The 13,344-nt window shown below is 72.6% G+C and carries 13 protein-coding genes; 7 read left to right on the forward strand and 6 right to left on the reverse strand.

From position 1 onward, the window contains the following. Window positions 1-59: 59 nt before the first annotated feature. Together ABZ321_RS42910 and ABZ321_RS42915 are read right to left on the reverse strand one after the other, a co-directional pair. Window positions 60-2,870: a GH92 family glycosyl hydrolase gene (locus ABZ321_RS42910; protein WP_354901490.1), complete on the reverse strand. Its 2,811-nt coding sequence runs from the start codon at window positions 2,868-2,870 to the stop codon at window positions 60-62. A 361-nt stretch (window positions 2,871-3,231) separates the two neighbouring features. Beyond that, window positions 3,232-3,537 carry a hypothetical protein gene (locus tag ABZ321_RS42915; protein ID WP_344512240.1) on the reverse strand — a complete coding sequence of 102 codons (306 nt, stop codon included), beginning with the start codon at window positions 3,535-3,537 and terminating at the stop codon, window positions 3,232-3,234. Window positions 3,538-3,562: 25 nt separating this feature from the next. Here ABZ321_RS42915 and ABZ321_RS42920 point away from each other — a divergent pair, with 25 nt between their 5' ends. The 4 genes from ABZ321_RS42920 to ABZ321_RS42935 all read left to right on the forward strand — a co-directional run bounded on the left by ABZ321_RS42920 (window position 3,563) and on the right by ABZ321_RS42935 (window position 7,206). After that, window positions 3,563-4,360 (forward strand): fibronectin type III domain-containing protein, encoded by a 798-nt coding sequence (locus tag ABZ321_RS42920; protein WP_354901492.1) that lies wholly within the window; start codon window positions 3,563-3,565, stop codon window positions 4,358-4,360. Then, window positions 4,357-5,469 (forward strand): fibronectin type III domain-containing protein, encoded by a 1,113-nt coding sequence (locus tag ABZ321_RS42925; protein ID WP_354901494.1) that lies wholly within the window; start codon window positions 4,357-4,359, stop codon window positions 5,467-5,469. The genes ABZ321_RS42920 and ABZ321_RS42925 overlap by 4 nt, the downstream gene beginning before the upstream one ends. Next, the gene (locus ABZ321_RS42930) at window positions 5,436-6,275 is read left to right on the forward strand and encodes a hypothetical protein (RefSeq protein WP_354901496.1); all 840 of its coding nucleotides are present in this window, start codon (window positions 5,436-5,438) and stop codon (window positions 6,273-6,275) included. The genes ABZ321_RS42925 and ABZ321_RS42930 overlap by 34 nt, the downstream gene beginning before the upstream one ends. Window positions 6,276-6,378: 103 nt before the next feature. Beyond that, the gene (locus ABZ321_RS42935; protein WP_354901498.1) at window positions 6,379-7,206 is read left to right on the forward strand and encodes a metallophosphoesterase; all 828 of its coding nucleotides are present in this window, start codon (window positions 6,379-6,381) and stop codon (window positions 7,204-7,206) included. Between the two features lie 3 nt (window positions 7,207-7,209). Here ABZ321_RS42935 and ABZ321_RS42940 read toward each other — a convergent pair whose 3' ends face one another. The 4 genes from ABZ321_RS42940 to ABZ321_RS42955 form a co-directional block, all read right to left on the reverse strand. Further along, window positions 7,210-8,190: an NAD(P)-dependent alcohol dehydrogenase gene (locus ABZ321_RS42940; RefSeq protein ID WP_354901500.1), complete on the reverse strand. Its 981-nt coding sequence runs from the start codon at window positions 8,188-8,190 to the stop codon at window positions 7,210-7,212. 67 nt (window positions 8,191-8,257) lie between these two features. Then, a complete protein-coding gene (locus tag ABZ321_RS42945; RefSeq protein WP_344512250.1) occupies window positions 8,258-9,172 on the reverse strand; it encodes a TIGR03619 family F420-dependent LLM class oxidoreductase in 915 nt (304 codons plus the stop codon). Window positions 9,173-9,232: 60 nt separating this feature from the next. Then, complete coding sequence (locus tag ABZ321_RS42950; RefSeq protein WP_344512252.1) at window positions 9,233-10,039, reverse strand: S1 family peptidase; 807 nt, start codon at window positions 10,037-10,039, stop codon at window positions 9,233-9,235. Window positions 10,040-10,086: 47 nt separating this feature from the next. Then, entirely contained in the window at window positions 10,087-10,776 is a 690-nt protein-coding gene (locus ABZ321_RS42955; protein WP_354901502.1) for a DUF2470 domain-containing protein, read from the reverse strand. 44 nt (window positions 10,777-10,820) lie between these two features. On the opposite strand from ABZ321_RS42955, the gene rpsD reads away from it, so the two are divergent. From rpsD to ABZ321_RS42970, 3 genes are read left to right on the forward strand one after another with little or no spacing between them, the layout of a single operon-like run. Next, window positions 10,821-11,429: a 30S ribosomal protein S4 gene (gene rpsD, locus ABZ321_RS42960; RefSeq protein ID WP_344512255.1), complete on the forward strand. Its 609-nt coding sequence runs from the start codon at window positions 10,821-10,823 to the stop codon at window positions 11,427-11,429. Between the two features lie 12 nt (window positions 11,430-11,441). Beyond that, the gene (gene solA, locus ABZ321_RS42965) at window positions 11,442-12,590 is read left to right on the forward strand and encodes an N-methyl-L-tryptophan oxidase (RefSeq protein ID WP_354901504.1); all 1,149 of its coding nucleotides are present in this window, start codon (window positions 11,442-11,444) and stop codon (window positions 12,588-12,590) included. Continuing rightward, a complete protein-coding gene (locus ABZ321_RS42970; RefSeq protein WP_344512259.1) occupies window positions 12,577-13,005 on the forward strand; it encodes a hypothetical protein in 429 nt (142 codons plus the stop codon). Before solA ends, ABZ321_RS42970 begins: the two co-directional genes overlap by 14 nt. Window positions 13,006-13,344 lie beyond the last annotated feature (339 nt).

Consider the following 13,344-nt stretch of genomic DNA (forward strand, 5'->3'; position numbering starts at 1 on the left):
CTCGCAGCGGCGACGGGCGGCCGGCCCCGCGCGGTTGCGCGAGGCCGGCCGGTGAGCTGTCAGTACACCTCGAACTCGTAGATGCGGGTCGCGCCGCCGGAGCCCTGCTCGGCGGTGATGATGTTGAGCTTCACGTAGCGGGCGGTCGCCGTGAAGGGGTGCGTGGAGACGCTTGCCGTGTTGCCGCGGACCTGGGAGACCGTGGTCCACGTGGTCCCGTCCGAGGAGACCTGCACGTCGAAGTCGCGGGTGTTCCAGGTGGCGCTCTCGCCGCCGGCGCCGGCGTGGCGGACCGTCACCGAGGTGAGCGCCTTGGCGCTGCCGAGGTCGACCTGGAGGTACTTCGTCGCCGCGGTCGAGCAGAACTTGTCGCTGGTGCCGCCCGAGACGCTGCCGTTGACGGCCTTGGCGGGGCCCTCGTTGGTGTTGCAGGCGGCGGAGCCGGTGGCGGGCCGGTTCAGCGCCAGGTTCGTGGCAGGCGGCGTGACCGTGGTGTCGAACGACGGCGGGGCGTCAGCAACAGCGCTGCCCCACGACGGGTTGGCGGTGGTGCCGACCGTGAACGCCAGTGTCCCGCCGTTGGCGACGAAGGACTCCGGCAGCCACGCCCGGGTGGAGGCGGTGCCGTTGACGGTGAGGCTCTGCACGTACGTGGCGGCGCCGGGTGCGGTGATGGTGATCGTCTTGCCGTTGCCGCGCTTGACCGTGACGCCCGGGAAGAGCGGCGCGGACAGGAGCAGCTCGGCGCGGCCGGGGGTCAGCGGGTGCATGCCCATGGCGGACCACACGTACCAGGCGGACATCGCGCCGAGGTCGTCCTGGCCGGGGATGCCGGACGGGGTCGGCGTCCACAGGGCGTTGAGCACCTGGCGGATCGTCTGCTGCGCCTTGTCCGCGCGGCCGGCGAAGTTGTAGAGCCACGGCACCCCGATCGACGGCTCGTTGTCCATCTCGGACTTGGTGCCGCCGGCGCCGGTCAGGGCCCAGCTGCCGTCGCTGTTGTGGAAGAAGCTGTCCAGCCGGCTGACGGCGGTGGCGTTGCCGCCCATCTTGTCGAAGAGGCCGCGGACGTTGTGCGGGATCATCCAGGTGTACTGCGCGGCGCTGCCCTCGGCGAAGCCGTTGGAGCTGCCGGGACTGAAGGACGGCCAGGTGCCGTTCTCGTTACGGTCCTGGATGTAGCCGCCGTTGCCGGGGTTGTAGACGTTCTTCCAGTACTGCGAGCGGGCCAGGAACTGCGAAGCGGTGGTGGTGCTGCCGAGCCGCTGGGCGAGCTGCGACACGCCGAAGTCGGCGACCGAGTCCTCGAGGGTCTCGCCGGCGCCGCCCCAGGCGTTGCCGTTGGCGGGGATGTAGTTGATGGACAGCCACTTGTCCAGCGAGGGGCGCTCGCCGACGACCATGACGTTCCAGCCGTCCCGGCTGAGGTCCGCCGCGGTGACGGTGGTCGCGGCGTGCACCATGGAGTTGAGCGCGCCGGTCGCGTCGAAGCCGGTGCCGCCGAACGCGTAGATGCTCGGCACGGCCGCGTGCGCCGGGTCGCCGGTCATCACGTGGGTGCCGCCCTGGTTGTGTGTCCACCGGTCCCAGACGCCGCCGTTCTGGGTGGCCTGGTTGAGCAGCGACTGGGCGATGTCGGCGCCGACGTCGGGACGCAGCAGCGTGATCAGCTGCACCTGCCCGCGGTAGACGTCCCAGCCGGAGAAGTTCGCGTACTGCGCGTGGCCGCTCGCCGCCGAGTGCACCTGCTGGTCCATGCCGACGTACTGGCCGTTGGTGTCGCTGAAGACGTTCGGGTGCAGCAGCGCGTGGTAGAGCGCGGTGTAGAACGTCTGCAGCTGGGCGGTGGTGCCACCGGTGACGTCGATGCGGCCGAGCTCGGTGTTCCACGCGTCGGTGGCCCGCTGGCGCACCGTGTCGAAGGTGGTGCCGGCCGGGTTCTCGGCGGCGAGGTTCGCCTGCGCGTTGGCCTGGCTCACGTACGAGATGCCGACCCGCACGCCGACGGCCGTGCCCTGGCTGAGGTCGAACGTGACGTAGCCACCGGAGCCCCGGCCGGCGACCGGCCAGCCGTCGGTGCCGTAGGTCGTGCCGCCGGAGGCGCTGGTCGTGCCGGCCCGCAGCGTGCCGTCCTGCCAGGTGCCGACGCTCGCGAACGGCTTGTCGAAGACCGCCGTGAAGTGCAGCGTGTAGTAGCTGCGCCGGCCGACGGCGTTGATGTAGCCGCAGAAGTTGCCGCTGGTCACCGAGCCGCTGATGGTGCGGTTGGCGGCGTCGATGTTCACCGTCGCGGCGCTGCTGCCGACCTCGGAGTTCGACGTGCGGATGAGCATCGAGGCGGTGCTGCCGGTGGGGTACGTGAAGCGCCCCGACCCGGTGCGGGTGGTCGCGGTCAGCTCGGTGTTGACGCCGGAGCTGAGCCCCACCCGGTAGTAGCCGGCGGTGGCGGTCTCGTCGGCGTGGGAGAAGTTGCTCGCGTACTTGGCGTCGGTCGTGTCCGCCGTCGGCGACGAGTTCACGGCGCCGACGTAGGGCATGAAGGGGATGTCACCCGAGCCGCCGGCGCAGCCGGTGCCGGACATGTGGGTCAGGCTGAACCCGCGGACGCGGGTGGCGTTGTACCCGTAGCCGCCGGGCCGCACGGTCCGGGTCTGGTTGCCGGCGGTGTTCTCCGGGCTCCACTGCACCATCCCGTAGGGCGTGTCGGCGCCCGGGAACGTCTCGCCGCCGTTGGTGCCGACGAGCGTGTTGACATAACTCGCCGGGTTGGTGACCGCGAGTGCCGGCGGGGTCGCCACCAGGGGAGCCGCCGCGGCCCCCACCAGCGTCGCGACCGCGGCGAGCACCCGCCCGCCTCTGTTCAACCTCATAGTGCCTCCATCCATCCAAGGATGTGAAACCTATGAGCATCAGTAGGTGCTGGTCAACGGCGCTGTCATCGTTGGCACATTCTTTTCACGAGGGCACCGTCTTCACCCCGAAAGCGGGCGGCGCGACCCGGGTGGCGAAAGATCAGACGTCACGAATTCGCAAGGCACACCAACGATTTGTGGGCGATTCTCGAAGTGGATCTTCGAGGAGGTGCACATTGCCTGCTTGCGGGGGTCGCGAGGTGTCGCGACTGGTGATGTTGGGCGTGAGCGTCGCCGCGGGCGTCGGCCTGGCCGTTCTCGCGTTCGCGTATCGGGCCGGCGCCGCCGAGGCGCCCCAGCCCACCGGAGAAGCCTTACCTCAGCGACCGGCGGCCGCCGCCGGCGGTGCTCCCGGCGGTGCTCCCGCGGGGCCCGCCGGGTCGTCGCCGGCGCCCGCGAAGAGGATCCCGCGCAAGACCCCCGTCCGGGCGCAGGAGGCCCAGCGGCCCTCGCCGTCGGGCCGGTCCGCGCCCGCCACCAGCGCCGTGCCCGCGGCGCGGACCGCCCCCGCCAGGGCGGCCGCCTCCCACCCGGTCGCGACCACGACCCCGCCGACGCCGGCAGGCGTGCCACCCTCGTCGATCCCCGTCAGGCCGAGCGGCTCGCGCGCGCCACCCGCCCCCACGGCGTCCGTCTCTGCGAAGGACTCAGTGAAGGCGTCCGCCAAACCGTCCGCCGGCGACGGCATCGCCGGCATCCAGGCGGCCCCCTCGGCCCCGACCGGCGTGGGTGCGGTCGGCGGCGTGAACACCATCGTCGTCAGCTGGCTCGGATCGGGCGGCGCGACCGGCTACACCGCGACCGCGACCAGCAGCGCCCTGACCAGGACCTGCACCTCCGCGCTGCTCGACTGCACCATGCCGACCGTCCCCGCCGGCACGTGGTCGGTGACCGTCACCGCCACCGGGCTCGGCGGCACCTCCGTCGCGTCGAGCCCGGTCACCGCCACCGTCACCGATCCGCTGAACCCGCCCAGCCAGCCGGTCGGCATCAACGTGACCGCCGGCGCGCGGCAGGCGACCGTGTCGTGGACCGCGCCCGCCAACCCGGGCGCCGGGATCGCCGGCTACACCGTGACCGCCTACCCCGGCGGCGCGACCTGTACCACCACCGGCCTCAGCTGCACCGTCACCGGCCTGACCGCGGGCGGCGGCTACACGTTCAACGTCGTCGCGACCGCGATCAACGGCGCCGGCACCTCGCCGGCGAGCGTCCTGTCGGCGCTGACAGTGCTCGGCCCGCCCGGCCCGCCGCCCGGCGTGGGTGTCGTGGCGCTGCCCAACTCCGCGCAGGTCAGCTGGCTCGGCCCGATCCTGTCCGGCGGGCCCGTGGACCGGCGGGCGACCGTGAGCTGGGTGCCGGCCACGACCGGCGCGGCAGCCGCGTGGTTCACCGTCACCGCCGTGCCCGGGGGCTCACCTGCACCACGACCGGCGCCGCGTGCGTGATCACCGGGCTCGCCAACGGCCGCGCCCACGTCTTCACCGTCGTCGCGTACGCCGCCCCGGGCAGCGGACCGGCCGACTCGCCGCCGAGCATGCCCAGCACGGCCGTCTACCCGGGTGTGGCGCCGGGCGCGCCGCTCGCGGTGACGGCCGTGGCCCGCGACAGCGGGCTCATGGTGTCGTGGCGGCCGCCCGCCGACGCCGGCTCCGGCATCAGCCACTACTCCGCGACCTCCACGAGCAACGGCCGCTGCGCCACCCTCGACGGCACCGCCGACCGGTGCACCATGTTCGTGCCGATCGGCGCCGACTACCAGGTCTCCGTCGTCGCCCACGGCGAGTACGGCGGCGAGTCCCCGCCCGTGCCGGCCGCCGTCTGGACCACGCCGACGTTTCCGGAGATGCCGGCGCAGGCGACGGACCTGATCGCGTCGGGCTCGCTGAACAGCAGCCGCGGCGGCGCCCGCGATGTGATGGAGCCGGGCGACCCGATCACGCTGGACGGCGGCGGGTTCGCGCCCAACTCGTCGGTGCGGTTCGCCGCCTACACCTCGGGCGGCGCCGCCGACGACGTGCGGGTGGACCTGCTCGGCACCCCCACCGCCACGACGGACGGGACGGCGGTCGTGGCGACCGCGGGGATGCGGCTGGCGTTCCTGGCCCGCGGGGTCGCTCCCGACGGGACGGTGCGGAGCCTCCTGCTGTGGGCGGACCTGCCGGGCTCGGCGCCGGACATCGGGCCGCTGCCGGGACCGGAGCCCGAACCGGTGACCGCCCCCGTGACCGGCGGCCCCGGCACCGGCCCGGCGGCCGCGCCCCCGGTGCGCCGGGCCCGGACCGGCGGGCTCGCCACCACGGGACCACCGGTCGGCTCGTCCCTGGTCACCGGCCTCCTGCTGCTCTTCGCCGGCGTGGCGCTACGGCGCGTCGCGAGATACGACAAAGATCCCGCGTTTCAGCGATCCGTAGTTGGCCAACTACGTAGGGTGAAGGGCAATCGAGCGAGACCAACGGGGGTTTCTACGAGATGTCTCAGACACGACAGCGCCCGAAAGGCGGCCGGCTCCGGATTCCGGTCGTGGTCGGAGCGGCGGGGTTCCTCGTCGCGCTGACCGGCGGGATCGTACAGACGGCGGGCGCGCACGAAGCGACGGGCGACGGCATGGCGCGGGTCGCGGAGACCATGCCGCCGTGGACCGACCCAAGCATCGCGCAGCCGCCGGACCCATCCATGACCACCGACCCGAACGGGGGCCCGTTCACGGTCCCGGATCCGTGTGCCACGAGCCCGGGCGCCGGCACGTTCGGCACCCCGACGCCCGGCGGCACCGTCGACCCGGGCCTGCCACCGGTCTACCCGGGGACGACGCCCGGCGGCCTGGGCGCGACGCCCGACCCGAACCTGCCCGGCGGACCCACCACGGCGCCGTCCGACACCGGCGCGCCGATCATCATCCCGCCCGGGATGGACGGGTCGACGCCGATCGCGACGCCGGGCGACACCACGGTGCCGCTGCCCGGCGACACCGGGATGCCGACGCCCGGCGACGGCACGGTGCCGACCGGTGGTGCCGCCGGCACGGTGCCGCTGCCCGCCGACACCACGTCGGTGCAGCCCGGCACCAACCCGTGGCCGCTGCCCGGCGACACCTCGACGGGGCTGCCGGGGATCAACTCGACCCCGCTGCCCGGTGACACCAGCGCGACGCCGTCGCCGGGGGACACCACCGGCGCGACCCCGGTGCCCGGCTCGACGCCGTCGTGCGCCAGCGTCCCGGTGCCCATCCCGACGGACACCGTGGTGCCCGTGCCGACCGACACCGTGGTGCCCGTCCCGACCGACACCGTGGTGCCTGTGCCGACCGATGTGGTGCCCGTCCCGACGGACACCGTGGTGCCGATCCCGACCGTGGGCTGACCGGTCGTCGACCACCCGCGGGGCCCGCACCGGTGCGGGCCCCGCGTCGTGTCCCGCACGCACGAGATCGTCACCGGGCGATGCCAGCGGCTAAGGTCCAATCGTGACCGGACGACTGCTGGCGATCAGTGATCTGCATGTGTCGTATCAGGAGAACAGGGAGATCGTCGAGCAGCTGAAGCCGACGGACGACGGCGACTGGCTGATCGTGGCCGGCGACGTGGGGGAGAAGGTCGCCGATGTCCGGTGGGTGCTCCGGACGCTGCGGGAGCGCTTCGCCAACGTGATCTGGGTGCCGGGCAACCACGAGCTGTGGACGACCCGCGACGACCCGGACCAGTCGCGCGGCGAGGAGCGCTACCAGCGGCTGGTGGCGATGGCCCGCAACCTCGGGGTCGTCACGCCCGAGGACCCGTATCCGGTGTGGGACGGCGAGGGCGGGCCAGTGATCGTGGCACCGCTGTTCGTGCTCTACGACTACTCGTGGTGGCCCGCGGGCACGTCGAGCACCGAGGAGGCCATGGCGACCGCGCAGGCCGCGGGCATCGTCGGCACCGACGAGGTGCTGCTGCACTTCGACCCGTACAGCGGCCGCGACGCCTGGTGCCGCGCCAGGGTCGAGCAGACCGAGCCGCGCCTGGAGGCCGCCGCCGCCGAGCTGCCGACCGTGCTGGTCAACCACTTCCCGCTCGTGCGGCACCCCACGGACGTGCTGCGCTACCCGGAGTTCGCGCTGTGGTGCGGCACCGACCTCACCGCGGAGTGGCCGACCCGGTTCAGGGCGCGGGAGGTCGTGTACGGCCATCTCCACATCCCCCGCACCACCTGGCAGGACGGGGTGCGGCACCAGGAGGTCTCGGTCGGCTACCCGAGGGAGTGGAGCCGCCGCGCGACGCCGCCGGGGCGCCTCGTCCCCGTCCTGGAGCGCTGACCTTCACGGAACGCTGCCCCTCAGGGCACTGACGATCAGCTTCCCGCGGGCGTGGCCGGCGGCGACCTCGGCGAGGGCGTCGGCCGCGGCCGCCAGGGGGTAAGTGGCGCCGACGGGTGGCACGAGCGCGCCCGCCTCGACGAGCCCGGCGAGCGTGACCAGGTCGTCGCGGCTGTCCCGGGCGATGAACGTCGCCATGCGCTGCCGGACGACGAGGCCGGTGAGCCGGGCGGCGACGATCCGGTCCAGGCCGGCGAGCCGCCCGCGGCCGCTGTTGGGGATCAGCACGCCCGCCGGTGCGAGGACCCGCCGGACCCGCGACAGCGGCCGGGCCGCGACGTTGTCGAGGATGACGTCGTAGCGGTCGTCGCCGGCCGTGAAGTCCTCGCGCGTGTGGTCGATGACGCGGCCGGCCCCCAGCGACCGGACGCGGTCCACGCTCGCGGTGCCGCAGACCCCGGTGACCTCGGCGCCGAAGTGCCTGGCGAGCTGGACGGCGAACCCGCCGATCCCACCGCCCGCGCCGACGACCAGGACCCGCTGCCCGGGCCGCACCCGGGCGACGTCGCGGAGCGCCTGCAGTGCCGTCGTGCCCGCGAGGGGTACCGCGGCCGCCGCCTCGAACGACATCGCCGCCGGCTTCGCGGCCACGTCGTCCTCGGCAGCGACGGCCAGCTCGGCGAAGGCGCCCACGCACCGGCCGAAGACGGCGTCGCCGGGGCGGAAGCGGGTCACCTCCGCCCCGGCCGCCTCGACCACCCCCGCGACGTCACCGCCGGGGATGGTGCGCCGCGGCCGGCGCAGCCCGGCGCCGAGCCGCACCAGCCACGGCCTGCCGGTGCTGAGGAACACGTCGGCCGGGTTGACCGACGCGGCCGCGACCCGCACGAGCACCTGCCGCGGGCCCGGCTCCGGCGGGTCGGCCTCCCGCAGCCGCAGGACGTCCCGCGGGAGCCCGTACGCGTCCTGGACCAACGCCTTCACGACGCCACCTCTCATCCTTGCTCGACACCTGTAAGAGAATTCTTACACGCGAAAGCAAGGACTGGCATCAGGCGGAGCTGTCGACCGCCTTCCGGAGCCGGTCGAGGAGGCGGAGCTCAAGGTCGATGTCCGTCTGCCGGATGCTGGCGACGAGGATCTCGTCGACGCCGCTGCCCTCGAGGCGGGCGACGTCCTCGGCGACCTGCTCGGGTGAGCCGCCGAGGAACGGCCTGCCTTCACCGATCGGGTCGTCGGTCAGCGGCACGTTGGCGCGGGCGACGACGGTGAGCGCGGCGGCGTCCCGGCCGGCCTCGGTGGCGAGCCGGCGGAACGTGGCGACCGTCTCGGTCAGCTGCTCCGGCGAGAACGCGATCGGGTTGAAGCCGTCGGCGATCCGGGCGGCCCGCGCGATCCCGGCCGGGGTGGTGGAGCCGAACAGGACCGGGATCGGCTGCTGCACCGGCTTCGGGTTCACCTCCGAGGCCTCGATCTTGTAGAAGCGGCCCTGGTACTCCGCCGGGTCGGGCCCCCAGCAGGCCCGCATCGCCGCGACGACCTCGTCCATCCCGGCGCCCATGCGCTTCATCGGTACATTGGCCGCCTCGAACTCCTGAGGCATCCAGCCCTGACCGAGGCCGGCGATCACCCGCCCGCCGCTGAGCTGGTCGAGCGTGGCGAAGCGGCGGGCGAGGACGATCGGCGGGTGCAGCAGCGCGTCGATCACGCTGGTGCCGAGCTTGACGGTCTCGGTCATCCCGGCGACGTAGCTCAGCGTCTCCAGGGGCTCGTAGGTCAGCCGGTAGGTCTCGGGGATGCGCGCCGGCGGTGCGCCGAACATCGAGATCTCCGCCATCGGCCGCAGCAGCCGCTCGTAGGTCCACACCGAGTCGTACCCGAGGCGTTCGGCCTCCTTCGCGACCCGCGCGATGTTCGCGGGCCCCGCGAGGGCGCCGGAGGTTGGTAACTGGACGCCGAGCCGCATCCGCTTCCCCTATTCGTAGATCGAAATCCTTCCGCTCAAACGTGGCACGGGGTCGGGACTTTAGTAAGGGGCAACGCCGTATGTCGTCGCCGCGCGCCGGGCCGAGGAGTAGTAGCTCGTGCCGCCCGTCGCGCAGTTGCCGCTGCCGCCCCAGTTCATGCCGATGCCCACGGATCCGGCGAAGAGGGGGCCACCGCTCTCGCCGGGTTCGCTGCACACCGTGGTGCGGATCATGTTGTACAGCGTGCCGCCGGCGTAGTTGATGGTCACGTTCAGCGAGGTGATCGTGCCGGTGCGGACCCCGTTCGGTCCGGTGCGGCGCACGGCCTGGCCCACCGTGCCGGAGCCGAACGAGGTGATCGGCTGCAGGCCGCCCGCGAACAGGTTCACCGCGCTGGGCTTGGCGATGGTGGTGTTGGTGTACCGCACGAGCGCGTAGTCGTAGCTCGGGTCCCGGGCCGCGACGACGCCGAGGACCGTGCCGGTCCCGGTGCCGGCGTAGACGGTCGCGCCGACCGCCGGGACGCAGTGCGCCGACGCCAGGAAGTAGTACGTCGCGCCGGCCTTGGCGTTGAAGCCGAGCAGGCAACGACCGCTCGTCGTGTTGAACCAGTCGCCGCCGGCGATGTGCGGCCGCAACGTGCCCGGCTCACGCAGGACCGTGCCGCCCTTGAGCGTGACGGCCCTGGTCAGCGCGGCCGCGACGGACGGGCGGACCGAGTCGTCGATGCTGACCGTGAGCGTCGCGTCGGTCCACCACGCCGTGCCCGGGGTGCTGGTCCAGCTGGTGACGGGCGCGGCCGATGCTTCCGGGGACGGCAGCAGGATCGCCGCGGCCGCCAGGGTGCTGAGCAGGATTCGGCGCATGGGTTTGGGCCTCCATCCAGAGATATAAATCTATAGATGGTAGTGCCTCAGTGTCCGGAGTGGTTGCGCTGGCAGCAGCGGGCCCGGGCGAGCAGCTCGTGCATGCGCGGCGCGGCCTCCTCGGCGGTGCGCAGCGGCGCGCTGAACGGCAGCTGCACGTCGCGGTGGCGGGCGGCGAACTCCAGCCGGAGCACCACGCCGAAGCGGTCCATCCGGATGGGCACGATGCGGCGCACGCCGTGCAGGTGGTGCGGCGGGATCAGCCGCGACAGGTGCTCGATCGCCTCCGGGTGCGCGCCGGTCAGGTGGCACAGCAGGTCCGCCTCATCCGTCGCGAGGGGGTCGGGGCGTGCGGCGGCGAACTCGCCGGCGTCGACCCGGACCTCGCCGAGGAGCGGATCGGCGAGGGTCGCCTCAACGAGCTCCAGCACGGCCCGCAGGTCTCCGTCGTGCTGGAGCCACCCTTGATAGACGGCCCTGGACCGCACCCTTCCCTTGACGGGCGTCGGTGCCACGTCGGTGATCTCGATCACCGCGGCGACGTCACGCTCGGCCTCGACGAGCAGGGCGACGTGGCTGCCGGCGGGCAGCTCCACGATCACCCGGCCGGTCTCGTCGACGTGATGGCGGCCGATGAGGTCGCAGCGGTGACCGGGGACGTGCAGCGTCAGGGATGACGCGGCGGCCAGCAGCGTGCGGAGCCGTTCCGCGGCGGTGGGGAGCTTGATCCCGGGCAAGGAGACCTCCTAAGGTTAGGCTTACCTTAGTAGAGAGGTTGCAAATGAACCAGTCTCGGCCGAAGGTCCGTCTGTCCCGGGCGCTCGGTATGCCGCTGACCCCCAAGTGCGTCAAGTACTTCGAGCGTCGCCCGTTCCCGCCCGGCCAGCACGGACGCAGCCGCCCGAAGCACAGCGACTACAAGGTCCGGCTGCTGGAGAAGCAGCGGCTGAAGGCGCAGTACAACCTGCGGGAGAGCCAGCTGCGGCACGCCTTCGAACGGGCGGCCGGCCGGCCCGGCAAGACCGGCGAGGAGCTGATCGTCGACCTGGAGACCCGCCTCGACGCGCTGGTCCTGCGGGCCGGCTTCGCCCGCACGATCTACCAGGCCCGTCAGGTCGTCACCCACCAGCACCTCACCGTGAACGGCCGCCGGGTCGACCGCCCGTCCGCGCGGCTGCGCCCCGGTGACGTCATCCAGGTGGCCGAGCGGAGCCGGCAGAAGACGCCGTTCGTGGTGGCCGCCGCGGGCGCGCACGTGGGCGAGCGGACGGCGCCGTACCTCAGTGTCGACATCTCCGGGCTGACCGCGACGCTGATCCGCCTGCCGCTGCGCCGGGAGGTGCCCGTCCTGTGTGACGAGCAGCTCATCGTGGAGTTCTACAGCCGGTAGTCTCGACGACCAGTGGAGACCTATGACGTCATCGTGATCGGGCTCGGCGGGATGGGCAGCGCCGCGGCGCACCATCTCGCCGCCCGCGGCCGGCGCGTCCTCGGCCTGGAGCGCTTCGGGCCCGCCCACGACCAGGGCGCCAGCCACGGCGGGTCCCGGATCACCCGGCAGACCTACTTCGAGGACCCGGCCTACGTGCCGCTGCTGCTGCGCTCGTACGAGCTGTGGGCGGCGCTCGAGCGGGACTCCGGGCGGGACCTGATGGACCTGTGCGGCGGTATCATGATCGGCTCGCCCGACAGCCTCACGGTCGCCGGCAGCCGGCGCAGCTCGGAGCAGTGGGGGCTGCCGCACGAGATGCTCGACGCGGCCGAGATCCGCCGGCGGTTCCCCAACCTGCGACCTCAGCCGCACGAGGTCGGCCTGTACGAGCGGAAGGCGGGACTCGTCCGCCCCGAGGAGACGGTCCGCGCCAACCTCGACCGGGCCTCGGCGCTGGGCGCATCGCTGCGCTTCGAGGAGCCGGTCACCGAGTGGACGTCATCGTCCTCCGCGGTGCAGGTGCGGACGGCTCGCGGCACCTACTCGGCCGGAGCCCTGGTGATCTGTCCGGGGCCGTGGGCGCCCTCGCTGCTCGCGGATCTGGGCATCCCGTTCTCCGTGGAGCGGCAGGTGCAGTTCTTCTTCCAGCCCGTCGGCGGGGTCTCGGCGTACCTGCCGGACCGCCAGCCGATCTTCATCTGGGAGGGGCCGCCGGAAACGCAGGTCTACGGCTTCCCGGCGCTGGACGGCCCCTCCGGCGGGGTGAAGGTCGCGTTCTTCCGCGGCGGCGAGGTGACCACGCCCGAGACGATCGACCGGTCGATCCGCCCCGACGAGATCGCAGCCGTCGCCGCGCACCTCGCCGACCGGGTGCCCGGTGTCGCCGGCACCTACCTGCGCGGCAAGACCTGCATGTACACCAACACCCTGGACGCGCACTTCGTCATCGGGCGGCATCCCGGGCACGCGAACGTGACCGTCGCGTGCGGCTTCTCAGGCCACGGGTTCAAGTTCGTCCCCGTGGTGGGCGAGATCCTGGCGGACCTGGCGCTCACCGGCGCGACCCGGCATCCACTCGGCCTCTTCGACCCCCGGCGCTTCTCCGATGCTCACCCCTGAGGAGCTCCGGGACGAGACGTGCGTCGCATGTCCGGGGCAGCGCCTGCCGCTGGGTGCCTTCGACGTCGCCGCGCGGCCGTCGCCCACCGTCCCGTTCTCGGCTTCCCTCGGCTATCGGGTGACGGCCGACACAGGGGTGCCGACGTGCGTGCATCCGTTCCGGGTCGGCGTCATGCCCGGCCTGTACGCGTCCGCGGGCGAGCCCCTGACCTCCCCGGTTGCTCCGGTCCCGCCACCTGAGCTGGAACTTCCCTCGGACGGGACGCTGCTGGAGGCGTGGCTGCTCGCGGTGGTCCGTTCGGCGCCCGCCGCCGCGCTCGGTGAGACCGTCGCGAGGGCCGAGGCGCTCGCCGCAACCCGGTTCTCACCTGCGGAAATTGTGCCTGCGATGCGCAGGGTCCTGGGTGGATGTTGACAGGGCTGGCGGGGGAGAGTAAGTTTGCACAGCCAGCACGAGCCGGGCGGATGTGTCGCAACGCGATCATCGGCCGGTGTGCGAGGCCATCCGCAATTTCACTCACCTTTCGGTGTGCGTCAGCGCGGGTGTGATCGGGCGATGCTAGCGAATCCCCTGGGAATCGCGATTTGGCGAAATCGACCGAGACGCTCTACAGTTACGAAGGCCCCGAGAGAGCGCCTCAACAAAGAGGCGGTTTCAAGGTGTGTGTTGGTTGTTTGAGAACTCAACAGGGTGCTTGTTAAGCCAGTGCCAATTGATTGACCCCGTGACATGGCTTTGTTGTCGTGTCCGAGG

The sequence above is a fragment of the Dactylosporangium sp. NPDC006015 genome (genome assembly GCF_040614215.1).
GTDB classification, from domain to species: domain Bacteria; phylum Actinomycetota; class Actinomycetes; order Mycobacteriales; family Micromonosporaceae; genus Dactylosporangium; species Dactylosporangium maewongense.

Bases quoted from the DNA above. Each gene is read 5' to 3' on its own strand.
- ABZ321_RS42910 (WP_354901490.1), bottom strand. From the start codon at position 2,870: ATGAGGTTGAACAGAGGCGGGCGGGTGCTCGCCGCGGTCGCGACGCTG.
- ABZ321_RS42945 (WP_344512250.1), bottom strand. From the start codon at position 9,172: ATGCGGCTCGGCGTCCAGTTACCAACCTCCGGCGCCCTCGCGGGGCCC.
- ABZ321_RS42950 (WP_344512252.1), bottom strand. From the start codon at position 10,039: ATGCGCCGAATCCTGCTCAGCACCCTGGCGGCCGCGGCGATCCTGCTG.
- rpsD (WP_344512255.1), top strand. From the start codon at position 10,821: ATGAACCAGTCTCGGCCGAAGGTCCGTCTGTCCCGGGCGCTCGGTATG.
- ABZ321_RS42970 (WP_344512259.1), top strand. From the start codon at position 12,577: ATGCTCACCCCTGAGGAGCTCCGGGACGAGACGTGCGTCGCATGTCCG.